The 26,947-nt window shown below is 71.9% G+C and carries 23 protein-coding genes and 1 riboswitch; of the genes, 15 read left to right on the forward strand and 8 right to left on the reverse strand.

Translation table 11 applies throughout. The features are described from left to right. Nucleotides 1-3: 3 nt before the first annotated feature. Nucleotides 4-2,457, reverse strand: a complete 2,454-nt coding sequence (locus ACGFNN_RS32135; RefSeq protein ID WP_393561227.1) for a DNA topoisomerase (ATP-hydrolyzing) subunit A — start codon at nucleotides 2,455-2,457, stop codon at nucleotides 4-6. A 257-nt stretch (nucleotides 2,458-2,714) separates the two neighbouring features. On the opposite strand from ACGFNN_RS32135, the gene ACGFNN_RS32140 reads away from it, so the two are divergent. From ACGFNN_RS32140 to ACGFNN_RS32155, 4 genes are all read left to right on the forward strand, one after another. After that, nucleotides 2,715-4,067: a M16 family metallopeptidase gene (locus ACGFNN_RS32140; RefSeq protein ID WP_393561229.1), complete on the forward strand. Its 1,353-nt coding sequence runs from the start codon at nucleotides 2,715-2,717 to the stop codon at nucleotides 4,065-4,067. Between the two features lie 26 nt (nucleotides 4,068-4,093). Continuing rightward, a complete protein-coding gene (locus ACGFNN_RS32145) occupies nucleotides 4,094-5,476 on the forward strand; it encodes a M16 family metallopeptidase (RefSeq protein WP_393561278.1) in 1,383 nt (460 codons plus the stop codon). A 213-nt stretch (nucleotides 5,477-5,689) separates the two neighbouring features. Then, nucleotides 5,690-5,858: riboswitch (cyclic di-AMP (ydaO/yuaA leader) on the forward strand. A gap of 12 nt (nucleotides 5,859-5,870) precedes the next feature. Beyond that, nucleotides 5,871-6,650 (forward strand): M23 family metallopeptidase, encoded by a 780-nt coding sequence (locus ACGFNN_RS32150; RefSeq protein ID WP_393561230.1) that lies wholly within the window; start codon nucleotides 5,871-5,873, stop codon nucleotides 6,648-6,650. A 232-nt stretch (nucleotides 6,651-6,882) separates the two neighbouring features. Beyond that, nucleotides 6,883-7,587 (forward strand): GntR family transcriptional regulator, encoded by a 705-nt coding sequence (locus ACGFNN_RS32155; protein WP_393561232.1) that lies wholly within the window; start codon nucleotides 6,883-6,885, stop codon nucleotides 7,585-7,587. Nucleotides 7,588-7,768: 181 nt separating this feature from the next. On the opposite strand, the gene ACGFNN_RS32160 is transcribed toward ACGFNN_RS32155, so the two are convergent. Next, nucleotides 7,769-8,050 carry an HPr family phosphocarrier protein gene (locus tag ACGFNN_RS32160; RefSeq protein ID WP_018520603.1) on the reverse strand — a complete coding sequence of 94 codons (282 nt, stop codon included), beginning with the start codon at nucleotides 8,048-8,050 and terminating at the stop codon, nucleotides 7,769-7,771. 162 nt (nucleotides 8,051-8,212) lie between these two features. Here ACGFNN_RS32160 and ACGFNN_RS32165 point away from each other — a divergent pair, with 162 nt between their 5' ends. The 5 genes from ACGFNN_RS32165 to ACGFNN_RS32185 all read left to right on the forward strand — a co-directional run bounded on the left by ACGFNN_RS32165 (nucleotide 8,213) and on the right by ACGFNN_RS32185 (nucleotide 14,318). Then, nucleotides 8,213-11,080 (forward strand): GNAT family N-acetyltransferase, encoded by a 2,868-nt coding sequence (locus ACGFNN_RS32165; RefSeq protein ID WP_393561233.1) that lies wholly within the window; start codon nucleotides 8,213-8,215, stop codon nucleotides 11,078-11,080. A 74-nt stretch (nucleotides 11,081-11,154) separates the two neighbouring features. Next, on the forward strand, nucleotides 11,155-11,751 hold the full coding sequence (locus ACGFNN_RS32170) for a DUF5998 family protein (protein ID WP_362539317.1): 597 nt from the start codon (nucleotides 11,155-11,157) through the stop codon (nucleotides 11,749-11,751). Then, the gene (locus ACGFNN_RS32175; RefSeq protein ID WP_393561235.1) at nucleotides 11,751-12,941 is read left to right on the forward strand and encodes an alkaline phosphatase family protein; all 1,191 of its coding nucleotides are present in this window, start codon (nucleotides 11,751-11,753) and stop codon (nucleotides 12,939-12,941) included. Before ACGFNN_RS32170 ends, ACGFNN_RS32175 begins: the two co-directional genes overlap by 1 nt. 46 nt (nucleotides 12,942-12,987) lie before the next feature. Then, a complete protein-coding gene (locus ACGFNN_RS32180) occupies nucleotides 12,988-13,635 on the forward strand; it encodes a thymidine kinase (protein ID WP_393561237.1) in 648 nt (215 codons plus the stop codon). A 119-nt stretch (nucleotides 13,636-13,754) separates the two neighbouring features. After that, on the forward strand, nucleotides 13,755-14,318 hold the full coding sequence (locus ACGFNN_RS32185; protein WP_393561239.1) for an isochorismatase family protein: 564 nt from the start codon (nucleotides 13,755-13,757) through the stop codon (nucleotides 14,316-14,318). A 119-nt stretch (nucleotides 14,319-14,437) separates the two neighbouring features. Here the strand turns inward: ACGFNN_RS32185 and ACGFNN_RS32190 are convergent, their stop codons facing one another. Then, nucleotides 14,438-14,752 carry a chaplin gene (locus tag ACGFNN_RS32190; RefSeq protein ID WP_393561241.1) on the reverse strand — a complete coding sequence of 105 codons (315 nt, stop codon included), beginning with the start codon at nucleotides 14,750-14,752 and terminating at the stop codon, nucleotides 14,438-14,440. Between the two features lie 220 nt (nucleotides 14,753-14,972). Then, nucleotides 14,973-15,749, reverse strand: coding sequence for a VOC family protein (locus ACGFNN_RS32195; protein ID WP_393561243.1), 777 nt, complete (start codon nucleotides 15,747-15,749; stop codon nucleotides 14,973-14,975). A 234-nt stretch (nucleotides 15,750-15,983) separates the two neighbouring features. On the opposite strand from ACGFNN_RS32195, the gene ACGFNN_RS32200 reads away from it, so the two are divergent. After that, a complete protein-coding gene (locus ACGFNN_RS32200) occupies nucleotides 15,984-16,811 on the forward strand; it encodes a sulfurtransferase (RefSeq protein WP_393561245.1) in 828 nt (275 codons plus the stop codon). 110 nt (nucleotides 16,812-16,921) lie between these two features. Here the strand turns inward: ACGFNN_RS32200 and sepH are convergent, their stop codons facing one another. Then, the gene (sepH, locus tag ACGFNN_RS32205) at nucleotides 16,922-17,977 is read right to left on the reverse strand and encodes a septation protein SepH (RefSeq protein WP_362539337.1); all 1,056 of its coding nucleotides are present in this window, start codon (nucleotides 17,975-17,977) and stop codon (nucleotides 16,922-16,924) included. A gap of 497 nt (nucleotides 17,978-18,474) precedes the next feature. On the opposite strand from sepH, the gene ACGFNN_RS32210 reads away from it, so the two are divergent. Next, nucleotides 18,475-19,479, forward strand: a complete 1,005-nt coding sequence (locus ACGFNN_RS32210; RefSeq protein WP_393561247.1) for a hypothetical protein — start codon at nucleotides 18,475-18,477, stop codon at nucleotides 19,477-19,479. A 27-nt stretch (nucleotides 19,480-19,506) separates the two neighbouring features. Here the strand turns inward: ACGFNN_RS32210 and ACGFNN_RS32215 are convergent, their stop codons facing one another. Both ACGFNN_RS32215 and ACGFNN_RS32220 read right to left on the reverse strand, forming a co-directional pair. Continuing rightward, nucleotides 19,507-20,826, reverse strand: a complete 1,320-nt coding sequence (locus ACGFNN_RS32215) for a D-arabinono-1,4-lactone oxidase (protein ID WP_393561249.1) — start codon at nucleotides 20,824-20,826, stop codon at nucleotides 19,507-19,509. Beyond that, nucleotides 20,786-22,030 (reverse strand): MFS transporter, encoded by a 1,245-nt coding sequence (locus tag ACGFNN_RS32220; protein WP_393561251.1) that lies wholly within the window; start codon nucleotides 22,028-22,030, stop codon nucleotides 20,786-20,788. The genes ACGFNN_RS32215 and ACGFNN_RS32220 overlap by 41 nt, the downstream gene beginning before the upstream one ends. Before the next feature lie 122 nt (nucleotides 22,031-22,152). On the opposite strand from ACGFNN_RS32220, the gene ACGFNN_RS32225 reads away from it, so the two are divergent. After that, on the forward strand, nucleotides 22,153-23,277 hold the full coding sequence (locus tag ACGFNN_RS32225) for a ferrochelatase (RefSeq protein WP_393561253.1): 1,125 nt from the start codon (nucleotides 22,153-22,155) through the stop codon (nucleotides 23,275-23,277). Nucleotides 23,278-23,357: 80 nt separating this feature from the next. Beyond that, the gene (locus ACGFNN_RS32230; RefSeq protein ID WP_393561255.1) at nucleotides 23,358-24,158 is read left to right on the forward strand and encodes an inositol monophosphatase family protein; all 801 of its coding nucleotides are present in this window, start codon (nucleotides 23,358-23,360) and stop codon (nucleotides 24,156-24,158) included. Between the two features lie 130 nt (nucleotides 24,159-24,288). On the opposite strand, the gene ACGFNN_RS32235 is transcribed toward ACGFNN_RS32230, so the two are convergent. Beyond that, nucleotides 24,289-24,462, reverse strand: coding sequence for a hypothetical protein (locus ACGFNN_RS32235; protein ID WP_362539355.1), 174 nt, complete (start codon nucleotides 24,460-24,462; stop codon nucleotides 24,289-24,291). Between the two features lie 363 nt (nucleotides 24,463-24,825). Here ACGFNN_RS32235 and ACGFNN_RS32240 point away from each other — a divergent pair, with 363 nt between their 5' ends. After that, nucleotides 24,826-25,479 carry a response regulator transcription factor gene (locus tag ACGFNN_RS32240; RefSeq protein ID WP_393561257.1) on the forward strand — a complete coding sequence of 218 codons (654 nt, stop codon included), beginning with the start codon at nucleotides 24,826-24,828 and terminating at the stop codon, nucleotides 25,477-25,479. Between the two features lie 7 nt (nucleotides 25,480-25,486). After that, the gene (locus ACGFNN_RS32245; protein ID WP_362540018.1) at nucleotides 25,487-26,719 is read left to right on the forward strand and encodes an ATP-binding protein; all 1,233 of its coding nucleotides are present in this window, start codon (nucleotides 25,487-25,489) and stop codon (nucleotides 26,717-26,719) included. Nucleotides 26,720-26,947 lie beyond the last annotated feature (228 nt).

The raw sequence follows: 26,947 nt of genomic DNA on the forward strand, positions 1-26,947 counted from the left end.
GCCCTACGACAGAGGGCCGGCGATCACCGCGACCGGGCTGGTGAGCGGCGTGCCCGAGCCGTCCCGGCGCGGATCCGGCTCCGGGAGCTGAGCAGGCGAGCCGTTCTTCTGCGCGGCCCTCGCCGGGGTCCCGCCGGCCCAGGCGAACACCAGGACGTCCTCGCCCTTGAGGAAGCGCTGGCAGCGCACCCCGCCGGTCGCCCTGCCCTTGCGTGGGTACTGATCGAAGGGGGTGAGCTTCCACGTCCGCTCGGAGTCGTCCAGAGTGCCGTGCGAACCGGCGACCGTGAACACCACGGCATCCTCGGCGGGGTCCACCGCGGAGAAGGACAGGACGACCGCGCCCGCGGCGAGCTTGACACCCGCCATGCCGCCCGCAGCCCGCCCCTGAGGACGCACCGACGAGGCCGGATAACGCAGCAACTGTGCGTCCGAGGTGATGAAGACGAGGTCCTCCTCGCCCGTACGCAGCTGTGTCGCGCCGACGATCCGGTCACCGTCCTTCAGCGAGATGACCTCCAACTCGTCCTTGTTGGCCGGGTAGTCGGGCACCACGCGCTTCACCACCCCCTGCAGGGTGCCGATGGCAAGGCCCTGGGCCTCCTCGTCCAGCGTCGTCAGGCAGATCAGCTCCTCGTCCGCCTCCAGCGTCAGGAACTCCGAGATCTGGGCGCCGCCGGCCAGGTTCGGAGCCGCGTGCGTGTCCGGCAGCTGCGGCAGGTCGATCACCGAGAGCCGGAGCAGCCGCCCGGCGGACGTCACCGCGCCCACGTCCCCGCGCGCCGTGGCCGCGACGGCCGAGACGATCGCGTCGTGCTTCACCCGCCTGGCGTCCTCGGCCTGCACGACCGGCCCGGGGCCGGCGGTGCGGGCCAGCAGGCCCGTCGAGGAGAGGAGCACCTGGCACGGGTCGTCGGCGACCTCCAGCGGCACCGAGGCGACCTGGGTACCCGACGACTCCAGCAGGACCGTACGCCGGTCCGTGCCGAACTTCTTCGCCACGGCGGCGAGTTCGGAGGAGACGAGCTTGCGCAGTTCGGCGTCCGACTCCAGGATCGCCGTCAGCTGGGCGATCTCCTCGGTGAGCTTGTCGCGCTCGCCCTCCAGCTCGATCCGGTCGAAGCGGGTGAGCCGGCGCAGCGGCGTGTCCAGGATGTACTGCGTCTGGGTCTCGCTCAGCGAGAAGCGCTCCATCAGGCGCTCCTTCGCCTGTGCCGAGTTGTCGCTGTCCCGGATGAGGCGGATGACCTCGTCGATGTCCAGGAGCGCCACGAGAAGGCCCTCGACCAGGTGGAGACGGTCGCGTCGCTTGGTCCTGCGGAACTCGCTGCGCCGGCGCACCACGTCGAAGCGGTGGTCGAGGTAGACCTCCAGGAGCTCCTTGAGCCCCAGGGTGAGCGGCTGTCCGTCGACCAGCGCCACGTTGTTGATGCCGAAGGACTCCTCCATCGGCGTCAGCCGGTAGAGCTGCTCCAGCACCGCCTCGGGGACGAAGCCGTTCTTGACCTCGATCACCAGCCGCAGTCCGTGCGCCCGGTCGGTGAGGTCCTTCACGTCGGCGATGCCCTGGAGCTTCTTCGAGCCGACCAGGTCCTTGATCTTGGCGATCACCTTCTCCGGCCCGACGGTGAAGGGGAGTTCGGTGACGACGAGACCCTTGCGGCGGGGCGTGACGCTCTCTATGGCGACCGTCGCGCGGATCTTGAACGTGCCGCGCCCGGTGGCGTAGGCGTCCTTGATGCCGCCGAGTCCGACGACCCTGCCGCCCGTCGGCAGGTCCGGACCCGGGACGAACCGCATCAGCGTCTCGAGGTCCGCGCCGGGGTGCCTGATCAGGTGGCGGGCCGCGGCGACGACCTCGCCGAGGTTGTGCGGGGGCATGTTGGTCGCCATGCCGACCGCGATCCCCGAGGCCCCGTTGACCAGGAGGTTCGGATAGGCCGCCGGGAGGACGACGGGCTCCTGCTCCTGGCCGTCGTAGTTCGACTGGAAGTCGACGGTGTCCTCGTCGATCGACTCCGTCATCAGGGACGTGGCGTCGGCCATCCGGCACTCGGTGTACCGCATGGCGGCCGGCGGGTCGTCGTTGCCCAGGGAGCCGAAGTTGCCGTGTCCGTCCACCAGGGGCAGGCGCATCGAGAACGGCTGTGCCATGCGCACCAGTGCGTCGTAGATCGACGCGTCGCCGTGCGGGTGCAGTTTGCCCATGACCTCGCCGACGACGCGGGCGCACTTGACGTATCCGCGGTCGGGGCGCAGTCCCATCTCGTGCATCTGGGACACGATGCGGCGGTGCACGGGCTTCATGCCGTCGCGGGCGTCGGGCAGCGCCCGGGAGTAGATCACCGAGTACGCGTACTCGAGGAAGGAGCCCTGCATTTCGTCGACGACGTCGATGTCGAGGATCTTCTCCTCGAAGTCGTCCGGCGGCGGGGTTTTCGTGCTGCGGCGGGCCATCGCGGCTGCGACTCCTTCACAGATTCTGTCGGGCAACCTCAGGTTCTGACGCCGACCATTGTGGACCGCCCCGCCGACAACGCCGACCTCGACCCGTCCGTAAGGGCCGCCCCGCGCCCCCCGGCGGCCCCGCGGACCCCCTGTTTACGGCAGCATCTACGACAACATTCACCCGACGGGAACTTCGCCAGGTGCCCGTGCGCTTGCCTAGAGTGGCAGGTCCGGCAGGAAAACCTGTACCGATCGAAGGGACGTACATGCCCATGGGTCACACGGCCACAGCCCAGGCCGGTTCCGGCGGCTTGACGGCGACCGAACACCGCCTGGCCAACGGCCTGCGCGTGGTGCTCTCCGAGGACCATCTGACCCCCGTGGCCGCGGTCTGCCTCTGGTACGACGTCGGCAGCCGCCACGAGGTCAAGGGACGCACGGGCCTGGCGCACCTCTTCGAGCACCTGATGTTCCAGGGCTCGGGCCAGGTCAAGGGGAACGGGCACTTCGAGCTGGTGCAGGGGGCCGGAGGGTCCCTGAACGGCACGACGAGCTTCGAGCGCACCAATTACTTCGAGACGATGCCCACGCACCAGCTGGAGCTGGCCCTGTGGCTCGAGGCCGACCGCATGGGCTCGCTGCTCGCCGCGCTCGACGAGGAGTCCATGGAGAACCAGCGGGACGTGGTGAAGAACGAGCGCCGCCAGCGCTACGACAACGTCCCCTACGGCACGGCCTTCGAGAAGCTCACCGCCCTCGCCTACCCGGAGGGCCACCCGTACCACCACACGCCCATCGGCTCGATGGCCGACCTCGACGCGGCCACGCTCGAGGACGCGCAGGCGTTCTTCCGCACGTACTACGCGCCTAACAACGCGGTGCTCTCGGTCGTGGGCGACATCGACCCGGAGCAGACCCTCGCCTGGATCGAGAAGTACTTCGGCTCCATCCCCTCCCACGACGGGAAGCAGCCCCCGCGTGACGGCACACTCCCCGGCATCATCGGCGAACAGCTGCGTGAGGTCGTCCGTGAGGAGGTCCCCGCGCGTGCGCTCATGGCCGCCTACCGGCTGCCGCACGACGGCACCCGCGAGTGCGACGCCGCGGACCTCGCCCTGACCGTGCTCGGCGGCGGGGAGTCGTCCCGTCTGCACAACCGCCTGGTACGCCGCGACCGTACGGCGGTCGCCGCGGGCTTCGGGCTGCTCCGCCTGGCCGGAGCGCCCTCGCTGGGCTGGCTGGACGTCAAGACCTCCGGCGGTGTCGAGGTGCCGCAGATCGAGGCCGCCGTCGACGAGGAGCTCGCGCGCTTCGCCGAGGAGGGGCCCACCCCCGAGGAAATGGAGCGGGCGCAGGCGCAGTTGGAGCGCGAGTGGCTCGACCGGCTCGGCACGGTCGCCGGCCGTGCCGACGAACTGTGCCGCTACGCGGTCCTGTTCGGGGACCCGCAGCTCGCCCTGACGGCGGTCGGCCGGGTCCTCGCGGTGACGGCCGACGAGGTCAAGGCCGCGGCACAGGCGCACCTGCGCCCCGACAACCGTGCGGTCCTGGTGTACGAGCCGGTCGAACCTGCCGACGAGACGGACGGCACCGAAACGCACGAGGGGGCCGACAAGTGACCGACGCCGCCGTGACTGGAGTAGCGATGGAGTACCACCCGCAGCCGACCGCGGGCGAGGCCAGGCCCTGGGCCTTTCCCGCGCCCGAGCGAGGCGCCCTGCCCAACGGGCTGACGGTGCTGCGCTGCCACCGCCCCGGCCAGCAGGTCGTCGCCGTGGAGATCTTCCTCGACGCACCCCTGGACGCCGAGCCCGAGGGGCTGGACGGCGTGGCCACGATCATGGCCCGAGCGCTGTCCGAGGGCACGGACAAGCGTTCCGCCGAGGAGTTCGCGGCGGAGCTGGAGCGCTGCGGGGCGACGCTCGACGCCCACGCCGACCACCCGGGGGTCCGCGTCTCGCTGGAGGTCCCGGTCTCGCGGCTCGCCAAGGCCCTCGGCCTGGTCGCCGAGGCGCTGCGGGCCCCCGCCTTCGCGGAGAGCGAGGTCGAGCGGCTGGTGGCCAACCGCCTCGACGAGATCCCCCACGAGCAGGCCAACCCCGCGCGGCGCGCCGCCAAGCAGCTCTCCAAGGAACTCTTCCCCGCCACCGCGCGGATGTCGCGCCCCCGCCAGGGCACCGAGGAGACGGTCCGGCGGATCGACGCCGCCGCGGTGCGGGCCTTCTACGAAGCCCACTTCCGTCCGGCCACGGCGACCGCGGTAGTCGTCGGAGACCTCACCGAGGTGGACCTCGACGGGCTGCTCTCCGACACGCTCGGCGACTGGTCCGGCAACGCCGGCCAGCCGCGCCCGGTCCCCCCGATCACCGCGGACGACGCCGGCCGCGTGGTCATCGTGGACCGTCCCGGAGCCGTGCAGACGCAGCTGCTGATCGGCCGTATCGGCGCGGACCGGCATGACAGCGTGTGGCCCGCGCAGGTCCTCGGCACGTACTGCCTGGGAGGCACGCTCACCTCGCGGCTGGACCGCGTGCTGCGCGAGGAGAAGGGCTACACCTACGGGGTCCGGGCCTTCGGACAGGTCCTGCGCTCCACGTCTCCCGGCACGGCGTCGGGGGGAACCGGCGCGGCGATGCTGGCCATCAGCGGTTCCGTGGACACCGAGTCCACCGGCCCCGCGCTGGACGACCTCTGGAAGGTCCTGCGGACGCTCGCGGCCGAGGGGCTCACCGACGCCGAGCGTGAGACCGCCGTGCAGAATCTCGTGGGCGTCGCCCCGCTGAAGTACGAGACGGCCGCCTCCGTCGCGGGGACGCTGGCCGACCAGGTCGAGCAGCACCTCCCGGACGACTACCAGGCCGAGCTGTACGCCAGGCTGGCGGCGACCGGCACCGTCGAGGCCACGGCCGCGGTGGTCAACGCCTTCCCCGTGGACCGGCTGGTCACGGTCCTGGTCGGCGACGCCTCACAGATCGCCGAGCCCGTGAGGGCGCTCGGTATCGGCGAGGTGTCGGTCGTCACCGGCTGACACCGCAGCACATCACCGGCTGACACCACAGCACATCCGGAACCCCGGCGGTCTCGACCGCCGGGGTTCCGTCATCTGTCCGATTCGCCCGGTATCGCAGCTGTTTGCCCTGTGGGATGTCCGACAAAGGCCCCTATCCGTTTGGAGCGGATGAGCCGCCCGATCTAGCGTCGGCTCGGCTGTCCGCCGGACGAATGCCGCAACCGCGGCGACGGGCAGCCATCGCCGAGTCCCCGTCAGGCGCGAGCCTGGGGAGCCGGGGACCCATGAAGTCCCTGGGGTGAATCGGACCCCCGTACCTCGCACGAGGCCCGGGTGCCCGTAGGAGACCTTCCTGCTCCGAACCCGTCAGCTAACCCGGTAGGCGAGAAGGAAGGAAAGGACCAGCCACTCCATGGCGTTCATCCGTGCCACCGGGAAGCACCGTGCCCCGAGCCGCCTGACGCGCAAGGGCGCCGAGGTCGCCGGTATCGCGGCCCTGGCCACCGTCGGTGTCGTCGGCGCCACCGCCTCCCCGGCCCTCGCCGCGGACGCCGAGGCCGCCCCCGCCTCCACCGGTCTCACCCAGACCGTCGCGCTCGACACCTCCCTCGCCGCCCAGATCCAGGCGCAGGCCGAGGTCCAGCAGCACCAGGCCGAGGCCGCCGCCAAGGCGAAGGCCAAGGCGGAGGCGAAGGCAGAGGCCGAGCGCAAGGCGGAAGCCCGCGCCGAGAAGGCGCGCGAGGAGAAGGCGCGTGCGGCGCGCGCCGCCGAGCGTGCCCGGCTGAACGCCTTCCACCTCCCGGTCGCCGGATCTCACGTGACCACCGGTTACAAGTCCGGCGGCTCGCTCTGGTCCTCCGGCAGCCACTCCGGCGTGGACTTCCAGGCTGCCTCGGGCACCTCCGTCGTCGCCGTAGGCGCGGGCACGGTCGTCGAGGCCGGCTGGGGCGGCGCCTACGGCAACAACATCGTGCTCAGGATGAAGGACGGCACGTACACCCAGTACGGTCACCTCTCCTCCATCGGCGTCTCCGTCGGTCAGAGCGTCGGCTCCGGCGAGCAGATCGGCCTCTCCGGCTCGACCGGCAACTCGACCGGACCGCACCTGCACTTCGAGGCCCGCACCACCCCCGAGTACGGCTCGGACATGGACCCCGTCGCCTACCTCCGGGCCCACGGCGTCCAGGTCTGACGTCCGCTCAGCCCTTGGGCACACCACTTCGGCGAAGGCCCCGGCACCCTGTGCCGGGGCCTTCGCCGTGCTGTGACGACGGACCGCGCGGAAGGCTCGGCCGAACTGCGTTCCGGCCAAAAGATATACATGGATTCCGCCCCGCCATCGGAAATTCCCGCCGGTTGCAATAGAGTCACAGAACAGGCGTCGATCGGCCGCGTTTCGCGGGGATTAAGGCGGAGGTTCGGACATGCGCATTCCCGCGCATTCGGTATGCACGGCGATCCGTGACGACATCGTCTCCGGTGTCTACGAGCGCGGCAGCCGCCTCACCGAGGAGGTGCTCGCCCGCCGTTACGGCGTCTCCCGCGTCCCCGTGCGCGAGGCGCTGCGCACCCTGGAGTCCGAGGGGTTCGTCGTGACGCGCCGGCACGCGGGTGCCTGCGTCGCCGAGCCCACGGAGCAGGAGGCCGCCGACCTGCTGGAGATACGGATGCTCCTGGAGCCCCTGGGGGCCGCGCGTGCGGCTCAGCGCCGCAGCGACGCCCACCTCAAGGTGCTCCGCGGTCTGGTGAGACTGGGGCAGGAGCGGGTGCGCCGGGGCGAGGGGGAGGATCTGCGCTCCCTGGGGGGCTGGTTCCACGAGACGCTGGCCCAGGCTTCGGGGAGTCCCGCCCTGATCGCGCTGCTTACCCAGCTCAGGCACAAGATCGCCTGGATGTACGCCGTCGAGCAGCCGGTCCGTCCCGCTGACTCCTGGGCCGAGCACGGGGCCCTCGTGGACGCGGTGGCGCGCCGCGACACCGAGCGGGCCAGGGCCATCGCGACGCAGCACGCGGAGCGGGCCGCCGCCGCACACCGCCTGCGGCGTACGGAGCGGCAGGGGAGGCCGGAGGGTGCTCCCAGGGTGAGAACTTCGCAACACCCCGTAAACATCGCCGGAGCCCGTCATTAACAATGGGGCCGTATACAAAGAAGGTAATTGCCGGACGGCTTTATTTCTGCTGCCCTGATCCGGTAATTCCGAAGGTCTGTCCGGATTTATTTCGACGTCGTCCGGAAGCTGGAAAAGCCGCGGCTCCCGATGGGGTGCCGCGGCTTTTCCGCAGGGCTGTTCCGGATGGGAACGGCTGGAATCAGACGGTCTCCGGGAGCTCCTCGAGGCCCTCGGCCACCAGCTTCGCCAGGCGGTCCAGGGCGGCCTCGGCGTTGTCCGCCTCGGAGGCCAGCACGATCTCCTCGCCGCCCTGGGCGCCGAGGCCCAGAACCGCGAGCATGGAGGCGGCGTTCACCGGGTTGCCGTCGGCCTTGGCGATCGTCACCGGGACGCCGGAGGCCGTCGCGGCCCGGACGAAGATGGAAGCGGGGCGGGCGTGCAGGCCCTCGGCCCAACCGACGTTGACGCGGCGCTCAGCCATGGTTCTGCCCTTCACGTATCAATGGGTTGTCTAGACCAGTGTCTCATGTGGTGCGCACTGCTGTGCCCGGCGTCGCCACCGGCCCGTCCCCCGTCCGCGGGCCCTCAGCGTGCCCCCGCCTCGGACCTGCCGCGACCGGGGTACCGGCCGTAGGCTTTGCGCATGGAGCCCACTGGGGAGCAGAGTCCGCACCACGCGTACCCCGACCACTGGGAGGCGGACGTGGTGCTCCGCGACGGTGGCACCGCCCGCATCCGGCCCATCACCACGGACGACGCCGACCGGCTGGTCAGCTTCTACGAGCAGGTGTCCGACGAGTCGAAGTACTACCGCTTCTTCGCCCCGTACCCCCGCCTCTCCGCGCGGGACGTGCACCGCTTCACCCATCACGACTACGTCGACCGGGTGGGGCTTGCCGTGACGATCGGCGGCGAGTTCATCGCCACCGTCCGCTACGACCGGATCGACGAGCGGGGCAGGCCGGCGTCCGCGCCCGCGGACCAGGCCGAGGTCGCCTTCCTCGTCCAGGACGCCCACCAGGGCCGGGGCGTGGCGTCCGCACTCCTGGAGCACATCGCGGCGGTGGCGCGGGAGCGGGGCATCCGCCGTTTCGCGGCCGAGGTCCTTCCCGCCAACAACAAGATGATCAAGGTGTTCCGGGACGCGGGCTTCACCCAGCAGCGAAGCTTCGAGGACGGCTCCGTCCACCTCACGCTCGACCTCGAGCCCACGGCCGAGTCCCTCGCCGTCCAGCGGGCCCGTGAGCAGCGTGCCGAAGCGCGTTCCGTGCAGCGCCTGCTGGCCCCGGGCTCGGTGGCGGTCGTCGGTGTCGGCCGCGCGCCGGGAGGTGTCGGAAGGACGGTGCTGCGCAACCTCGTCGGCGCGGGTTTCACCGGACGCGCCTACGCGGTGAACACCTCGTTCGCCGGTGACGGCGGCACGGTCGAAGGGGTGCCCGCGCACCGTTCCGTGGGAGAGATCGGTGAGCGGGTCGACCTCGCCGTCGTCGCCGTCCCCGCCGACCGCGTGCCCGAGGCCGTCGCCGACTGCGGGGAGCACGGGGTCCAGGGCCTCGTCGTCCTCTCGGCCGGGTACGCCGAGCGCGGCGCCGAAGGCCGTGAGCGGCAGCGGGAGCTCGTCCGCCAGGCCCGGTCGTACGGCATGCGGATCATCGGCCCGAACGCCTTCGGCATCATCAACACCTCCGACGCGGTCCGTCTCAACGCCTCCCTCGCCCCCGAATCGCCGAAGGCCGGGCGGATCGGACTGTTCACCCAGTCCGGCGCCATCGGGATCGCCGTCCTGTCCGGACTCCACCGCCGGGGCGCCGGACTGTCGGCGTTCATCTCCACGGGCAACCGGGCGGACGTCTCGGGCAACGACTTCCTGCAGTACTGGTTCGAGGACGAGGGCACCGACGTCGCCCTGCTCTACCTCGAATCGCTCGGCAACCCCCGCAAGTTCACCAGGCTCGCCCGCCGGACGGCCGCGGTGAAGCCCGTGGTCGTCGTCAAGGGGGCCCGGCACAGCGGATCCACCCCGCCCGGTCACGCCGTTCCGGTCAGCCGGATCCCCGACGCGACGGTGTCGGCCCTGATGCGGCAGGCGGGTGTGATCCTCGTCGACACCGTGACCGAGATGGCCGACACCGGCCTGCTCCTGGCCGGCCAGCCCCTGCCCGAAGGCCCCCGCGTGGCGATCCTCGGCAACTCGGAGTCGCTCGGCCTCCTCACCTACGACGCCTGCCTCGCGGAGGGCCTGCGCCCGCGTCCGCCGCGCGACCTCACCACGGCGGCCGGCCCCCGGGACTTCCGGGACGCCCTGTCGGAGGCGCTCGCCGACGGTACGTGCGACGCCGTGATCGTGACCGCCATCCCCTGGGTGGGGGAGAACGGCGAGGCGCAGACCGGTGACGGGGAGGTCCTGGCGGCGGCGCTGCGCGAGGCCGCGGCCACGGGGCCGGCCAAGCCGGTGGCCGTGGTGCACGTCGAGATGGGCGGTCTGGCGCAGGCACTCGCCGCCGCCGCGAGCACGGCCGCCCCGGCCGCGCCCCGGCCGGCCGTCCCCGCCGTCGCGCCGGAGCCTCCCGCACCGGCCGCCACCGGGACACCGGCCGGAACCTCCGAGGCCGCGGACGCGACCGCTTCCGCCGCCGGGCGCATTCCGGCGTACCCCGCCGCCGAACGAGCCGTCCGCGCGCTCGCCGAGTCCGTGAGGTACGCCCAGTGGCGGCGCCAGGCCGCGAACCCTGGCAAGGTACCCGAGTTCCTCGACGAGACCATCGACGAACAGGGGACCGCGACCCTCATCGAGACGCTGCTCGGCCCGGACCCCGGCCCGCGCGGCCGCTCCCTCGGCCCCGACGAGGCCCGTGAGCTGCTCGCCCGCTACGGCGTCACGGTGCGGCCGGCCCTCCCGGCCCCCGACCCCGAGGCAGCGGTGGCCGCCGCCGCGAAGCTCGGCTATCCCGTGGCCCTCAAGACCACCGCGCCCCACCTCCGCCACCGCGCCGACCTCGGCGGAGTCCGGCTCGACCTCGCCGGCGAGGACGCCCTGCGACGGACGTACGACGAACTGACCGATCTGCTCGGCACACCGGCCGAGATCAGGCCCGTCGTCCAGGCGATGGCCCCCCGCGGGGTCGACACCGTCGTCCGGGCGTCCATCGACGCGGCTGCCGGCGCCGTACTCTCGTTCGGCCTGGCCGGTGCGCCCTCGGAACTGCTGGGTGACACCGCCCACCGGCTCGTCCCCGCGACCGACCGCGACGTCGCCGACCTGATCCGCTCCATCAGGGCGGCTCCGGTGCTGTTCGGCTGGCGAGGCTCCGCGCCGGCGGACACCACGGCGCTCGAAGAGCTCCTGCTGAGGGTGTCCAGGCTGGTCGACGACCACCCCGAGGTGGTGTCGGTGGCCCTCGAACCCGTGGTCGTGGCCACCCACGGCCTGACGGTGCTCGGAGCGAGCGTCCGGCTGGCGCCGCCCCCCGCGCGCGGTGACCTCGGCCCCCGGACGCTCCCCAGCTACTGAAGCTGTCCGCGGCCCGCCCGGGGACTCGCCCACGGCGTCCCCGGCAGCCACCGGCCCCCCGTAGGATGGTCCTCATGGCTAAGACCGGTACGACGACCCAGGGGCTGCGCGCGGCGATCGAGCGCAGCGGCTACTACCCGGCCCTCGTGGCCGAGGCTGTGGAGGCCGCCGTCGGCGGTGAGCCGGTCGCTTCGTACCTGGTGCACCAGGAGACCACCTTCGACTCCAACGAGGTCCGCCGTCACGTCACGGTCCTCGTCCTCACGGACACCCGCTTCATCGTCAGCCACACCGACGAACAGGCGGCCGACACCAGCTCCCCGACGCCGTACGCCACGACGTCCACCGAGTCGGTCAAGCTCGACCGCATCTCCTCCGTCGTCGTCAGCCGTGTGGTCGCCGACCCCGAGAAGTACGTGCCCGGCACCCTGCCCCGCGAGGTCGTCCTGACCATCGGCTGGGGCGCGGTCTCCCGCATCGACCTCGAACCCGCCGCCTGCGGCGACCCCAACTGCGAAGCGGACCACGGCTACACCGGCAGCTCCACCGCCGACGACCTCAGCCTGCGGGTCAGCGAGGCCGGCGACGGCCCGGACACCGTGCGCCAGACCCTGGCGTTCGCCCAGTCCCTCTCCGAGGCCACGGCCGCGACCGCCGCGGCCACCCGCTGATGGCACAGCCCGTCTGGCAGGAGGAACCCGTACCGCTCGCCCCGGAGTCCGCCCCGGCACCGGAGTACGGCAGCGGCTCGCTCGCCGACCTGCTGCCCACACTCGTCGCCGGACAGGGCGTCCCCGGCTTCGAGGCGTCGATCCCCGAGCTCGCCCCCGCCGACCGCAACTGCGTCTTCCTGATCGACGGCCTCGGCTGGGAGCAGATCAAGGCCCACCCCGACGAGGCGCCCTTCCTGCACTCCCTGCTCCCCACCTCCCGCGGCAACACCGGGCGTCCGCTCACCGCCGGCTTCCCGTCCACCACGGCGACCTCGCTCGCCTCCGTCGGCACGGGCCTGCCCCCGGGCGAGCACGGGCTGCCCGGCTACACGGTGCGCAACCCCGACGCGGGCGCGCTGATGAACCAGCTCCGCTGGAAGCCATGGACCGAACCCAAGGTCTGGCAGCCGCACCCCACGGTCTTCGCCCTCGCCGACGCCGCGGGCGTACGCACGGCCCAGGTCTCGGCCCCCGGCTTCGAACAGACCCCGCTCACCAAAGTCGCCCTCAGCGGCGGTTCCTTCCTCGGCCGCCTCACCGGCGAGGACCGGATGGACCTGGCCGCCGAGCGGCTCGCCGCGGGGGACCGGTCGCTCGTCTACACCTACTACAGCGAGGTCGACGGCCAGGGGCACCGCCACGGCGTCGACTCCGACGCCTGGCGCGGCCAGCTGATGTACGTCGACGGGCTCGCCAGGCGCCTCGCGGAACAGCTGCCGCCGCGCTCGGCGCTCTACATCACCGCCGACCACGGGATGATCGACATCCCGTTCGACGAGGCCTCCCGGATCGACTTCGACGAGGACTGGGAGCTCGGCGCCGGGGTCGCCCTGCTCGGCGGCGAGGGCCGAGCCCGCCACGTCTACGCCGTACCGGGAGCGGAGTCCGACGTGCTCACCGTCTGGCGAGAGGTGCTCGGCGAGCAGTTCTGGGTGGCGAGCCGCGACGAGGCCGTCGCCGCCGGCTGGTTCGGCCCGAGGATCGACGAGCGGGTGCACGGCAGGATCGGTGATGTCGTCGCCGCGGCCCATGACGACGTGGTGATCACCGCCTCGGTCAACGAGCCCAACGAGTCCGCCATGGTGGGCATGCACGGCTCCCTGACGCCCGTGGAACAGCTCGTGCCGCTCCTCGAAGTACGTTCGTAACCCCCTCCCCCCGTCGCACCACACCCCGAAAGGCGCCCGACCCCTCATGCCCGAGCTCGTGTTCTTCTCCGGAACGATGGATTGCGGAAAGAGCACCCTGGCTCTCCAGATCGGCCACAACAGGTCGGCACGCGGGCTCCAGGGAGTGATCTTCACCAGGGACGACAGGGCGGGGGAGGGGAAGCTCTCCTCGCGCCTCGGCCTGGTGACGGAAGCGGTCGAGGCCGCGACCGGAATGGACCTCTACGCCTACCTGGTGGCCGAACTGTCCAAGGGCGGCCGGATCGACTACGTGATCGTGGACGAGGCGCAGTTCCTCGCCCCGGATCAGATCGATCAGCTGGCGCGGGTCGTGGACGACCTGGAGATGGACGTCTTCGCGTTCGGGATCACCACGGACTTCCGCACGAAGCTGTTCCCCGGCTCGCAGCGGCTGATCGAGCTCGCCGACCGTATAGAGACGCTCCAGGTCGAGGCGATGTGCTGGTGCGGGGCGCGTGCCACCCACAACGCGCGCACCGTGGACGGCGAGATGGTGACGGAGGGCGAGCAGGTGGTCGTCGGCGATGTGAACCGGCCCGCGGAGGTCGGTTACGAGGTGCTGTGCCGGCGCCACCACCGCCGTCGACTGACCAGCGCCGCCGCGAACGCCGGGACACTCTCCCCGGACGTCCTGCCGGTCCCCCGGACCTGACCGGACATCGCCGCCCCTGTCGGGGCACGGGACGGCAACAGGCGTACGCCCGCCTTCCGTCGCGCTGCCCGCCTACTGTGGAGTCCGCACAAGTCCCCTGAAGCCAGGAGGAGTTCCCCTTGACGACTCTGCCCGACCGGCCGAACACCGCGCTGCTCGTCATCGATGTCCAGAAAGGGGTCATGGCAGGTGCCCACGACCGTGACGGCGTGATCGCGAACATCGACACCCTTGTGGGCAAGGCCCGAGCCGAGGACGTCCCGGTGCTCTGGGTCCAGCACTCCGCCGAAGACCTCGTGCGGGCCAGCGAGCCCTGGGAGTACGTGCCGGAGCTGGTCCGGCACGAGACGGAGCCGCTCGTCCACAAGATCCACGGCGACTCCTTCGAGGACACCGACCTGGAGGCGCTGCTCGCCGAGCGCGGCGTGGGCCGGCTCGTCGTGACCGGTGCGCTGAGCGACGGGTGCATCCGCGCGACGCTGCACGGCGCGTTCGTCCGCGGATACGACGTGACGCTGGTCGGCGACGCGCACACCACGCAGGACCTCACGCGGTACGGCGCACCGGCCCCGGAGCAGGTGATCGCCCACACCAACCTCTACTGGCGGTGGCAGAGCGGCCCCGGACGCCGTGCGGCCACGGTCGGCACGCCCGATGTGAAATTCACGGCGCACGCGGGCTGAGCCACCCCCACGCCAGAGTTGTTCCGCCGACCGGTCCGCGTGCGGCGGCAGACGCGCCGCTGCCCGGCCGAGCGCCCCTCGCGGGGCTTCGGCCGGGCAGCGGGAGGTACCACGCGGTTCTACTCGCCGTGGCCGTACTCCTCGCCCTTGCCGTCGTCGTGGCTCTCGTGGTGCCCGCCCTTGCGGTCCTGGTGGCCGCCGCCGTTGACGCAGGTGTTGCCGGCGCTGGGGTTCAGCGCGCCGATGATGTTCAGCGAGTTCCCGCACACGTTGATGGGAATGCTGATGGGGATCTGGACGACGTTTCCGGACAGCACGCCCGGGGAGCCGTAGGCGACGCCCTGGGCGCCCGCGTCGGCGCTCGCCGTGCCCGCTCCGGCGAACAGCATGGCACCTGCCGCGACGGCGACGGCCGCGCTTCCGATCTTGAACATGTACTCTCCCGCATCGTGTGGACGCCGCCGCCTCACGCGACGGCTCCCCTCACCCTGTGGGTTCGTCCCGCCTGAGTCCCCCGACGCGCCTGTCCGGTGCGGCCAATCCCCTCAATGGCCCCGCGTCCATCGGGTGGCACATCGCGACGCGAGGGCCTGGGGCGGCGGTCGCGCCGCTGCCGCGCGACGCCCGGTGTCCGTCTCCGTGCCGGCCGGGAGCTCAGCTGTCCGAAGGCCGGACGATCGTGAACACCGCGCCCTCCGGGTCCGACACCGTCGCCAGCCGGCCGGTGGACCCCTCCCTCGGCGGATGCAGCACATGTCCGCCGAGCTCCACCACGCGCGCCGCTGCCGCGTCGGTGTCGGCGACCTGGAAGTAGGTCATCCAGTGCGGCCCCCGGTCGCGCGGAAGCGCGTGCCCCACACCGTGCAGGGCGGCCACCGGCCGGCCCTCGATGTGCAGGGTCTGGTAGTCGAAGTCAGCCGAGACGACCGCCTCGGTGCCGAACCCGAACACCATCTGGTAGAACTTCGCGACCGAGGCGGTCTCCCGGGTCACCAGCTCGTTCCACACCGGGGAGCCCGGGGTCCCCGCGACGGCGGTACCGAGGTGTTCGGCGGCCTGCCAGACACCGAACACCGCGCCGCTCGGGTCGGAGGCGATCAGGAGCCTGCCCGCGTCCCCCGCGGTGAGGGGTCCGACGGCCACCGTCCCGCCGCAGGAACGGATCGCCTCCGCGGTGGCGTCCGCGTCGTCGGACGCGAGGTAGGTGGTCCAGGCGATCGGAAGATGACGTCCGGCAGGCAGCTGCCCGATGCCGGCGACCTCCCCGCCGGACAGCAACGCGCGGACGTACGGCCCCAGCTGATCGGGACCGGGGCGGAACTCCCAGCCGAACAAGCGGCTGTAGAACTCCTGGGTGGCGGACAGTCCGTGCACGATCAGACTCACCCAGCACGGTGTTCCGGGCGGGCGCCGGGTGGCAGCCTCGGTCATCTTCCACTCTCTCCTCGTACCTTCGGGGTGAGGCCGCACGGGGGGACGAGGTCCGTACGACTCCAGCGGTACGCATACGGGCGCGTACGCTCCGTGCAGATGCTCGCACCACTGAGGCCGTGAGGCACCCCGGCCGCGCCGCGTTTTCCGGCCCCGGCTCAGCTCGCGGACCGTTTTGATGCGGTACATCCATTTAGGTGCGTCGTCTTGCGGAGCTGCGCGAAGATGGCACCCATGAAGCCCATCATCACGTCATCCGAATACATGAGCGAGTCGACCGGGCAGCGTCCGCCGGTGCTCCTGGACATCCGCTGGCAGCTGGGCGGACCCGACGGCCGCGCCGACTACGAGGCGGGGCACATCCCCGGCGCGGTGTACGTCGATCTCGACACCGAGCTCGCCGGCCCGGCGGGCGGCGGAGGCCGTCATCCGCTGCCGGACCCCGAGGCGTTCGGTGCCGTGATGCGACGCGCGGGAGTCGGCTGCGCCACCCCGGTCGTGGTCTACGACGGCGGGCAGGGCTGGGCGGCTGCCCGGGCCTGGTGGCTGTTGCGCTGGGCCGGTCACCAGGACGTCCGGGTGCTGGACGGCGGCCTCGCCGGGTGGCCGGGCGAGCTGACCACCACGGTTCCGGAGCCGGCCGAGGGCGACTTCAGGCCCGAGCCGGGCGGACTCGGGCTGCTGGACGCCGACGCGGCCGCGGGCCTGGCCCGCTCGGGCCTGCTGCTCGACGCCCGGGCCGCGGAGCGTTACCGCGGGGACGTCGAACCCATCGACCGGGTCGGCGGCCACATTCCCGGAGCGGTGTCCGCCCCGACCACGGAGAACGTCGACGACAAGGGTTACTTCCTGCCCGCCCCGTCGCTGGCCTCCCGCTTCGCTGAGCTGGGAGCGGACGCCTCCACCGAGGTCGGTGTCTACTGCGGTTCCGGTGTCTCCGGGGCGCATCAGGTCCTGGCGCTGGAGCTCGCCGGGCACCGCGCCGCCCTCTACGCCGGGTCCTGGTCGGAGTGGTCCTCGGACGAGTCCCGCCCCGTCGCCACGGGCCCGAACCCGTTCTGACGGCCCCTGGCCTCTGTCGTTCGGGTCATACCGGATCAGGGAACGGGAGGGGGCCCGTACGCGACTGCGTACGGGCCCCCTCCCGTTCGTTCACCCGCCCACGGGCGCGATCATTCCTGCTTCTTGCGGCGTGTGCCGAAGACGATCTCGTCCCAGCTGGGCACGGCCGCACGGCGCCCCGGGCGCACGCCGTCGGCCTCGGCCTGCCGGTCCGTCGTCCCGGTCAGACGGTCGCGGTGCCCGGCGACCGCCCGCGGCATCAGGACGTCGGCGTACGCGGCTCCGGCGGACGCCGCGGCGGCCGGCGGTTCGTCCGCCTCGGTCTCCTCCTGGGCGGCGGGCTCGAGGGCCGGCGGTTCCGGCTGGGCGGGCCGCTCGGGCACGACCATGTCGCCGCGGAAGCTCGGGACCGCCTCCAGGAGGCTCGTCAGGGAGTCACGCTCACCGGCGGAGCCGCTGACGCGCTCCTCCGGCTCCGGCGCGGAGGGCGCCGGCCGCTCGATCTGCCGGTCCAGCGAACGGTCCAGAGGCCGGTCGCGCGGGAGCCGGGCGATCCGGGGCACGAACGGGAAGCTCGGCTCCGGGGCGGCGACGTCGTCGGTCTCGCCGATCAGCGAGCGCGCCTCGTCGTCGACGGCCTGCACCAGCCGTCGCGGGGGGTCGTACGTCCAGCTCGCCGAATGCGGTTCCCCCGCCACTCGATAGACGAGGAGGACCTCCCAGGTGCCGTCGTCCCGGCGCCAGGAATCCCACTGGACGGTCTCCCGGTCGGCGCCGCGCAGGAGCAGCCGCTCCTGGACCGCCTCGCCGAGCTGGGGACCGGTGTTCTCGCCGGGGCGGCGCACCGGCGTCTTCCGGGCGCGCTCGGCCATGAACGCACGCTCCGCGAGCACCGGGCCCTCGAAGCGGCGTACCCGGTCCACCGGGATCCCGGCGAACTGGGCGACCTCCTCGGCGGAGGCACCGGCACGTATACGCGCCTGGATGTCGCGCGGGCGGAGATGGCTCTCCACCTCGATCTCGATCTGGCCGAGCCGGGCGCGGTCGTTGCGCACGGCGGCACGCAGCCGCTCATCGATCGGAAGCGTGTACTCCGTGCTGTCCGCAGCCTTGAGCACCAGTCGTGTGCCGTCGTTCGAGACGGCCACGACACGCAGTTCGGGCATGGGAACCTCCCGGGTGGTGCCTGCCGACGTCACGTGCGTCGCTGCTTCCGCTAGTCGAGTGTGACCTGCCCGGGTTCAGCCTGCCACAACGTTTCCAAGTTACCCGGCGTGTCGGGCCTTGGCCCTGGAACGCCGGGATGGCACGGTTGCCTGTTTGCGGCGCGGAGTGACCGGTTGGTCGCTCCGTGCAGCAGGCGCCCGTGCGATGCCGCGGCGCCGCCGGTTCGGGAGCCTCCTCCGGCCCCCTCCCGCAGGTCCCGGACACCGTCAGGGAGTCCGGCCCCCAGGGCTCGCCACAGTACTCCATTCGGGCCACCTGGGTGGACCGGCGCGCCGTCGAACTTGTCGCCGGGCACGGGAGTTGGACTACCCCGTCGCGCGGGACATCCCTCCCATCCGTGTGCTGCTTCACACAATCTCCAGAAATGGAACTATCGCGTTCGCTCAAATGTCCCTTACTGGTGCAAGGTGGGGTAGTTGTCTAGCAGGGGCTGATCATGGTTCAGAAGCCGCAGGGTGATGCGGAAAAGAAGGAAGGGCGCATAGATCTCAGTCTGCCGCAGGTCGCGGGCAGCGCTCTCGCCGCGGTGGCCGCGGCGGTGATGGCCTCGCAGCTCGGTGTCTACGGGACCATCGCTGGCGCCGGTGTGATGAGCGTGGTGGCCACCTGCGGGGGCTCGGTCTTCCAGCACTTCTTCCGCCGTACCGGCGAGCAGATCCGCGAGGTCACCGTCCAGGTCAAGCACCCGGCGGGCCGTCAGGTCACCGTGCGCACCAGGGAGACGTACCCCGCGTCGCGGCGCCCCGAGGACGAGGCCACACGGATGCTGCGCACGGTGGATCCCGGCGCCGACCGCACGACGGTGCTCCGGCAGGTCCGGCCCGGCGGCGCGGAGACGGACGCGGAGCGCACGACGGTGCTCCGGCAGGTGCCGGCCGACGGAGGCCAGGACGGTGCAGGGGCGGACGGGACCGGAGCGGACGACTCCTGGTCGCACGCCCGTACCCATGGAACCCGGGTCCGGGGCTGGAAGAGGTCCGCGCTCGCGGCCACCGGGGTCTTCGTCCTGTCGATGGCGGGGATCACCGTGTACGAGATGGCCTCCGGCCACGACCTTGGAGGCAACGGAGGCACCACCATCGGCTCCGTCGTGAGCGGCGAACGCCGCGGCGGGACAGGAACACCGCCGTCCCCTTCCGGCACCCCGGACACGGGGACGGGCGAGGACGACGGGACGGACCCGGGCAGCGGGGACGCCACGTCTCCGGCTACGGGAACCGAACCCGGCGGCGGCCGAAGCGCTTCCCCCACACCCGGCGAAGGGGACACGGCCACCGAACCCGCCCCCGCCCCCTCGGCCTCCGAAGGGGCCACCACGCCGGAGACCACCGCTCCGACGACCCCGGACACCGGGAGCACGCCCCCGCCGGCGCCGGATCCGAGCGGCGCCGGCCAGGCACCCGAACAGCAGGACGGGGCGGGCGCGGACGCGGACCGGTGACCCCGGTCCGCGAGGACGCGTACGGGCTCAGCCCCCGAGGACCCGGCGCAGGTAGTCGTTGGCGAAGAGCCGGTCGGGGTCGAGCCGGTCGCGCACGGCGGTGAACTCGCCGAACCGGGGGTAGGCCCGGGAGAGGTAGTCGGCGTCCCGGGTGTGGAGCTTCCCCCAGTGGGGGCGTCCCTCGTGGGCTGTCATGATCCGCTCCACCGCGGTGAAGTACGCGTGGTGCGGGGTTCCGCGGTACAGGTGCACCGCGATGTAGGCGCTCTCGCGACCCGAGGCGGTCGAGAGCGCGATGTCGTCCGCGGGCGCCGTACGGACCTCCACGGGGAAGCTGATCCGCAGCGGTGAGCGCTCCACCATGGCCTTGAGCTCGCGCAGGGCGCCGACGGCGGCCTCGCGGGGCAGGGCGTACTCCATCTCCACGAAGCGCACGCGCCGGGGACTGGTGAACACCTTGTAGGGGATGTCGGTGTACGTACGGGCGGACAGGGCGCGGCTGGAGATCCTGGCGATGGCGGGGATCGTCCCCGGGGCCGCCCGGCCGACCGAACAGGCGAGCTGGAAGATCCCGTTGGAGAGGAGTTCGTCCTCGATCCAGCCGCTGATCCGGCCAGGAGGCGCCACCGGACCCGAACTGCGGTTGTTGCGCTTGGTGTTGCAATTGCCGGTGTGCGGGAACCAGTAGAACTCGAAGTGCTCGTTCTCGGCGACCAGCTGATCGAAATCGGCGGTGACACGGTCGAAGGGCATCGGTTCCTCGCGTGCCGTGAGGAGGAAGACGGGCTCGACGGCGAACGTGACCGAGGTGACCACGCCGAGGGCCCCGAGGCCGACCCTCGCCACGGCGAAGACGTCCGGATTCTCCTCGGCCGAGCAGCGCAGTACCGAGCCGTCGGCGGTGACCAGTTCCAGCGCGCGTATCTGCGCGGAGATCGACGCCGAGTCGCGGCCCGTGCCGTGGGTGCCCGTGGAGATGGCACCGGCGACCGTCTGCTCCATGATGTCGCCCATGTTCGTGAGGGAGAGCCCCTCCCGGGCGAGCGCCGCGTTGAGACGCTTCAGCGGGGTGCCGGCCTCGACCGTCACCGTCATCGCCGTCCGGTCGATGTCCCGGATTCCGGTCAGCAGATCCGGTCGTATCAGGACGCCGTCGGTGGCCGCGGTCGTGGTGAAGGAATGGCCGGTGCCGACGGGCTTGACGGTCAGCCCCTCCGCGGCGGCCCTGCGCACCACGTCGGCGAGCTCGTCGACGGAGGCGGGGGACGCGACCCGGGCGGGCCGGGCGGTGACGTTTCCCGCCCAGTTACGCCACGTGCTCGCCGTCCGTGCGTAGGTGTCGGTCATCTTGCCCGCGCCCTCCCCTAGGAACCGGCTCCGCGAGCCGGCGATACCCCAGGAGCGCCACCGCGGCCGCGGCCGCTCCCGCCACGACGGGCACCACGTACCCCGACTCCGCCCCGTGGGCGTCGACCACCCAGCCGGCGGCGGAGGAGCCGAGCGCCACTCCGACCGCGAGTCCGGTACTGGTCCAGGTCATGCCCTCGGTCAGCTCGGTGCGGGGTACGTGCTGCTCGACGAGAGCCATCGTGGTGACCATCGTCGGTGCGACGGCGAGGCCCGCGGCGAAGAGCGCCACGGCCAGGAACGGCAGGCTCCCGGCCAGTTGGAGGGGGATCATACTCACGGCCATCGCGCACACTCCCACCAGCCACCGCCCGGACGCCTCTCCCCGCAGGTGCAGCAGTCCGAAGACCGCTCCGGCCAGACAGGAGCCCAGCGCGTAGACGGCGAGCACGAGGCTCGCGGCCGCCTTGTGCCCCCTCTCCTCGGCGAAGGCCACCGTCACCACGTCGATCCCCCCGAAGATCGCTCCCGTGGCGACGAAGGTGACCACCAGGACCTGGAGGCCCCTCGACCGCAGCGCCGATCCGCCGGTGCGGGTCTCCTTCGGGTGGGGCCGGGGCTCGGTCGCCCGCTGGGCCGTCAGCCAGAAGACCCCGACGAGCAGGAACACCCCGGCGAGCAAGGGCCCCGCCTCCGGGAACCAGGCGGTGGACAGGCCGATCGAGACGATGGGCCCGAAGATGAAGCACACCTCGTCGACGATCGACTCCCAGGAGTACGCAGTGTGCAGAAGCCGCCCGGAACCCCGGTGGATCGCGGCCCAGCGCGCCCGGACCATCGATCCGAGGCTGGGGACGCAGCCCGCCCCCACGGCGAAGACGAACAGGGTCCAGTCCGGGAACCGCTGCTGGGCGCAGATCAGCAGCCCCGCGACCGCCGCACCGGCGAACAGCGCGACGGGGCGCAGCACCCGGCGCTGCCCGTGCCGGTCGACCAGCCGCGAGACCTGGGGGCCCATGACCGCCGCGGCCATGGCCAGCGTCGCCGAGAGTGCCCCGGCCAGGCCGTAGCGCCCGGTGAGCTGGGAGACCATCGTCACCACCCCGATGCCCATCATCGAGAGCGGCATCCTGCCCAGGAACCCGGCCGCCGAGAATTTCACGGTTCCCGGGGCCTCGAAGACGGCGCGGTAGGGGCTGGGCAAGGGGGACTCCGGAAGGGCCTGTCAGGTGTGCGAGGGCCGACACAGCTTACGGGCCCCGCCGCGCCGTGGCCCCGGCGACGGCGGTTGCCGCACCGTCGCCGCCGGGTGGCAGGATCGGGTGCATGTCCGATCCGCGTGATCCCGCTCCGTACGACGCCCTCCTGCTGCTCTCCTTCGGCGGTCCCGAAGGCCCCGACGACGTGGTCCCGTTCCTCGCGAACGTGACCCGCGGCCGGGGCATCCCCGAAGAACGGCTCAAGGAGGTCGGCAAGCACTACTTCCTCTTCGGCGGCGTGAGCCCGATCAACGCCCAGAACAGGGCGCTGCTCGACGCGCTGCGCGAGGACTTCGCCCACCACGGCCTCGAACTGCCGGTGTACTGGGGCAACCGCAACTGGGCCCCCTACCTGACCGACACCCTGCGCGAGATGGTCACGGACGGGCACCGCCGGATCGCCGTGCTCGCGACCAGCGCCTACGCCTCCTACTCGGGCTGCCGCCAGTACCGCGAGAACCTCGCGGAGTCACTGTCCGTGCTGGAGGCCGAGGGGCTCCCGGTCCCGCGGGTGGACAAGCTGCGGCACTACTTCAACCACCCGGGATTCGTCCGGCCCATGGTCGACGGCGTACTGGCCTCCCTGGCCGAGTTCCCCGAGGACGTCAGGGCGGGGGCGCACCTCGCGTTCACCACGCACTCCATCCCGACGGCGGCGGCCGACACCTCGGGCCCGGTGGAGACCCACGGCGAGGGCGGTTCGTACGTCGCCGAGCACCTGGACGTGGCCAGACTGATCACGGAGGCAGTCCGCGAGGAGACGGGTGTCGAGCATCCGTGGCGGCTCGTCTACCAGTCGCGCAGCGGCGCTCCCCACATCCCGTGGCTCGAGCCCGACATCTGCGACCACCTGGAGGCGCTCCACGGCGAGGGAGTCCCCGCCGTCGTGATGGCCCCCATCGGCTTCGTGTCGGACCACATGGAGGTGCTGTACGACCTCGACACCGAGGCCACGGCGAAGGCCGCCGAGCTCGGACTGCCGGTACGCCGCTCCGCCACGGTGGGGGCGGACCCCCGGTTCGCCGCCGCGGTGCGTGAGCTCGTCCTGGAGCGGGCCGCCGCCGAACAGGGCCGCGCCGCCACCCCCTGCGCCCTGGGAGCACTGGGCGCGTCCCATGACCTGTGCGCGGTGAACTGCTGCCCGGCCAGGGCGCCCAAGCCCGCGGCGGCGGGCGCCGACAGCCCGTTCTGAGTCCCTGCTCCCCGAACCCGATCTCCCGCCGGGCGGCGCGCACACGGCCCGCCCGGCCCCGCGACACACTCTGGAGCGCTGTGACCGACCCACTCCTGTCCGAACTGCTCGATCTCGCCCTGGAGGCGGCCCGCAGGGCGGGCGCCCTCCTGCGCGACGGCCGCCCCGCCGACCTCGGGGTGGCGGCGACGAAGTCCAGCCCGATCGACGTCGTCACCGAGATGGACATCGCGGCGGAGAAGCTGATCACCGGCTACCTCTCCGAGCGCCGCCCCGACGACGGCTTCCTCGGCGAGGAGGGCGCCAGCTCCGCGGGCAGCAGCGGCATCCGCTGGGTCATCGACCCGCTCGACGGCACCGTGAACTATCTGTACGGCCTTCCCACCTGGTCCGTCTCCATCGCCGCCGAGCGGGACGGCGAACGGGTCGTCGGCGTGGTGGAGGCTCCCATGCGCGGCGAGACCTACCACGCGGTGCTCGGCGGCGGAGCCTACGGGAACGGTGACCCGCTGCGCTGCCGCCCCGCGGCACCCCTCGACCAGGCCCTGGTGTCGACCGGCTTCAACTACGTCACCGAGGTACGCACCCACCAGGCGGCGGTGGCCCAGCGCCTGATCCCCCTGCTGAGGGACATCAGGCGGGGCGGTTCGGCCGCCGTCGACCTCTGCGACGTCGCGGCCGGCCGGCTCGACGGCTACTACGAGCGCGGACTGCACCCGTGGGACGTCGCCGCGGGTGACCTGATCGCCCGGGAGGCGGGCGCCCTCACCGGAGGCAGGCCCGGGCGGCCCGGGGACGGCGACCTGACCGTCGCGGCCTCCCCCGGCGTCTTCGAACCGCTGCAGGCGCTGCTCGAGGAGTTCGGCGCCTGGCACGACTGAGGCCCCGGAGGCGGCTCCGGCAGGCCGCCAGGCCGCCCCGTCAGGCGACCTGAACCCACCTGACGACTCCTGGACGCACTGGAGGGCCTCGGGGATCCACAACGGATCCCCGAGGCCCTCCAGTGGCGGCTCAGACGCTCGAAGCGCCGATTTCCACGCCGTGCTCGGCGGCCAGGCGGTGCAGGTCGTCAAGCTCTCCCTGCTCGACGTCCGCGAGGAAGTCGTCGCCCGTCTCGCGAGCCTTGGTGAGGTCGGATTCGGTGGTCCTGATCCGTTGCAGCAGACCTGCGGTGAAAGCGTCCATGAAGCGCCCCCTCGTCGTGGGTCGGTGGCACGGGGGTGTGCCCGGTGGTCCTCCGGTCCGCGGACCGGAGTGCGGGTGATCACGCAGTCCCTCTGGAAGCAGGACGGGCTGTGGTACGCCACATGCATGGCGTGATCGCGGGTGTGAGACCGTCCTCCCCGCCGCGGAACGGGCGGAAACCTCAACTGGCCCGTGAATCCGATCGATTCCCGGAGCACCCGCCCCCGTCGCACCCGCCTTACCGCCGGTTTATGCGTGTAACGGGCAGGATGGACGCGCACAGTCGGTGCCGCCGGCGTGCGGGCGAGCGGCCGGAACGAGGGCCGCTCGCCGTTTTTCGGACATCTAGGGAAGGACTGCGCCGTGCGCGTACTCGTCGTCGAGGACGAGCAGCTGCTCGCCGATGCGGTGGCCACCGGGCTGCGCCGGGAGGCGATGGCCGTGGACGTCGTCTACGACGGAGCGGCGGCCCTCGAACGCGTCGGGGTCAACGACTACGACGTCGTCGTGCTCGACCGGGACCTCCCGGTGGTGCACGGGGACGACGTCTGCCGCAGGATCGTCGAGCTGGGCATGCCCACCCGGGTGCTGATGCTCACGGCGTCCGGCGACGTCAGCGACCGCGTCGAGGGCCTCGAGCTCGGCGCGGACGACTACCTGCCCAAGCCCTTCGCGTTCAGCGAGCTGACCGCCCGCGTACGCGCCCTGGGGCGCCGCACCACGGTCGCCCTGCCGCCCGTGCTGGAGCGGTCAGGCATCAAGCTCGACCCCAACCGCCGCGAGGTCTTCCGCAACGACCAGGAGATCCAGCTGGCCCCGAAGGAATTCGCCGTCCTGGAGGTCCTGATGCGCAGCGAGGGCGCGGTCGTCTCGGCCGAGCAGCTGCTCGAGAAGGCCTGGGACGAGAACACCGACCCCTTCACCAACGTGGTCCGGGTGACGGTCATGACCCTGCGGCGCAAGCTCGGCGAGCCGCCCGTCATCGTCACCGTCCCCGGCTCCGGATACCGGATCTGAGGGCATGATGGCAGCGTCCCAGGGGCCGGTCACGGCCCCTCCGAAGCCGACGTGGGAGCCCAAGCAGCAGGACGGTCCGTACCCCTGGCTGCGTCCCACCATCCGGATACGGCTCACCCTGCTCTACGGCGGCATGTTCCTGATCGCCGGCATCCTGCTGCTCTCGATCATCTACATGCTGGCCGCCCAGGCCCTGAACGTGGGCAGCGACCTGCCGTTCCAGGTCGTGAACGGGCAGGTCACCAGCGAGGTGTGCGACCTGCCGACGAAGGCGAGCCCGGCGGACTTCAACGCGGCGATGAACGCCTGCGTCAACCGCCAGCGCGAGCACGCGCTCGACTCCCTGCTCAACCGCTCCCTGCTCGCCCTGGTGGGCCTCAGCATCATCGCGTTCGCCTTTGGGTACGCGATGGCGGGCCGCGTGCTCTCCCCGCTCGGCAGGATCACCCGGACCGCCCGCCGCGTGGTGGGCACCGACCTCACGCGGCGGATCGAGCTCGACGGGCCGGACGACGAGCTGAAGGAGCTCGCCGACACCTTCGACGAGATGCTCGACCGCCTGGAGCGCGCCTTCACGGCCCAGCAGCGGTTCGTCGGGAACGCCTCGCACGAGCTGCGCACACCGCTGGCGATCAACCGGACGCTGCTCGAGGTCCATCTCTCGGATCCCGAGGCGTCGCCGGAGCTGCACCAGCTGGGCCGGACCCTGCTGGCCACCAACGAGCGCAGCGAGCAACTGGTCGAAGGGCTGCTGCTGCTCGCCCGGAGCGACAACCAGATCATCGAGCGCAAGCCCGTGGACCTCGCCGAGGTCGCGGACCGGGCCATCGACCAGGCCAGGGCCGAGGCGGCCGCCAAGGGGGTCGAGGTGCGCGGCGAGCGCGCCCAGGCCGTCGTTCTCGGCAACGGGGTCCTCCTGGAGCGCATCGCGCTCAACCTCGTCCAGAACGCCGTGCGCTACAACGTGGCGGAGGACGGCTGGGTGGAGGTCTCCACCGAGCTCCAGCACGGGCAGGCGGTGCTGGTCGTCTCGAACACCGGCCCCGTGGTGCCCGCCTACGAGATCGACAACCTCTTCGAGCCGTTCAGGCGGCTGCGCACGGAGCGGACGGGCAGCGACAAGGGCGTCGGGCTCGGCCTGTCGATCGCGCGATCCGTCGCGCGGGCGCACGGAGGCCGTATCATCGCGGAGCCCCGCGAGGGCGGTGGTCTCGTGATGCGCGTCACCCTGCCGGTCTGAGAGGCTTCACGTGGTGACGTCGCATTCGATGACTCTGTTCGCTTTGGGCGGAATTTTCGAACCGTGTTCCCCTTCCGCCCCTGTGTGATCGATCACAGGAGCGAATTTCCACAGTTCTACTCTCCGTGATGGCATCTCCGCCCGAAAGCCTGGAAACGTCCGGGTTTCCGGGGGGCGATATCACGGGAAGTACACGGGGTGGCGCCCGTGAACCGCAGTAATCGGACC

It is taken from the genome of Streptomyces sp. NPDC048590, assembly GCF_043199535.1.
Classification (GTDB): domain Bacteria; phylum Actinomycetota; class Actinomycetes; order Streptomycetales; family Streptomycetaceae; genus Streptomyces.

What these genes read in the sequence shown, in the direction of transcription:
- ACGFNN_RS32140 (WP_393561229.1), top strand. Translation starts at nt 2,715, where the DNA reads ATGCCCATGGGTCACACGGCCACAGCCCAGGCCGGTTCCGGCGGCTTG.
- ACGFNN_RS32215 (WP_393561249.1), bottom strand. Translation starts at nt 20,826, where the DNA reads ATGACCGACACCTACGCACGGACGGCGAGCACGTGGCGTAACTGGGCG.
- ACGFNN_RS32150 (WP_393561230.1), top strand. Translation starts at nt 5,871, where the DNA reads ATGGCGTTCATCCGTGCCACCGGGAAGCACCGTGCCCCGAGCCGCCTG.
- ACGFNN_RS32155 (WP_393561232.1), top strand. Translation starts at nt 6,883, where the DNA reads ATGCGCATTCCCGCGCATTCGGTATGCACGGCGATCCGTGACGACATC.
- ACGFNN_RS32160 (WP_018520603.1), bottom strand. Translation starts at nt 8,050, where the DNA reads ATGGCTGAGCGCCGCGTCAACGTCGGTTGGGCCGAGGGCCTGCACGCC.
- ACGFNN_RS32195 (WP_393561243.1), bottom strand. Translation starts at nt 15,749, where the DNA reads ATGACCGAGGCTGCCACCCGGCGCCCGCCCGGAACACCGTGCTGGGTG.
- ACGFNN_RS32200 (WP_393561245.1), top strand. Translation starts at nt 15,984, where the DNA reads ATGAAGCCCATCATCACGTCATCCGAATACATGAGCGAGTCGACCGGG.
- ACGFNN_RS32180 (WP_393561237.1), top strand. Translation starts at nt 12,988, where the DNA reads ATGCCCGAGCTCGTGTTCTTCTCCGGAACGATGGATTGCGGAAAGAGC.
- ACGFNN_RS32170 (WP_362539317.1), top strand. Translation starts at nt 11,155, where the DNA reads ATGGCTAAGACCGGTACGACGACCCAGGGGCTGCGCGCGGCGATCGAG.
- ACGFNN_RS32235 (WP_362539355.1), bottom strand. Translation starts at nt 24,462, where the DNA reads ATGGACGCTTTCACCGCAGGTCTGCTGCAACGGATCAGGACCACCGAA.
- sepH (WP_362539337.1), bottom strand. Translation starts at nt 17,977, where the DNA reads ATGCCCGAACTGCGTGTCGTGGCCGTCTCGAACGACGGCACACGACTG.
- ACGFNN_RS32175 (WP_393561235.1), top strand. Translation starts at nt 11,751, where the DNA reads ATGGCACAGCCCGTCTGGCAGGAGGAACCCGTACCGCTCGCCCCGGAG.
- ACGFNN_RS32190 (WP_393561241.1), bottom strand. Translation starts at nt 14,752, where the DNA reads ATGTTCAAGATCGGAAGCGCGGCCGTCGCCGTCGCGGCAGGTGCCATG.
- ACGFNN_RS32225 (WP_393561253.1), top strand. Translation starts at nt 22,153, where the DNA reads ATGTCCGATCCGCGTGATCCCGCTCCGTACGACGCCCTCCTGCTGCTC.
- ACGFNN_RS32145 (WP_393561278.1), top strand. Translation starts at nt 4,094, where the DNA reads ATGGAGTACCACCCGCAGCCGACCGCGGGCGAGGCCAGGCCCTGGGCC.
- ACGFNN_RS32165 (WP_393561233.1), top strand. Translation starts at nt 8,213, where the DNA reads ATGGAGCCCACTGGGGAGCAGAGTCCGCACCACGCGTACCCCGACCAC.
- ACGFNN_RS32245 (WP_362540018.1), top strand. Translation starts at nt 25,487, where the DNA reads ATGGCAGCGTCCCAGGGGCCGGTCACGGCCCCTCCGAAGCCGACGTGG.
- ACGFNN_RS32210 (WP_393561247.1), top strand. Translation starts at nt 18,475, where the DNA reads ATGGTTCAGAAGCCGCAGGGTGATGCGGAAAAGAAGGAAGGGCGCATA.
- ACGFNN_RS32135 (WP_393561227.1), bottom strand. Translation starts at nt 2,457, where the DNA reads ATGGCCCGCCGCAGCACGAAAACCCCGCCGCCGGACGACTTCGAGGAG.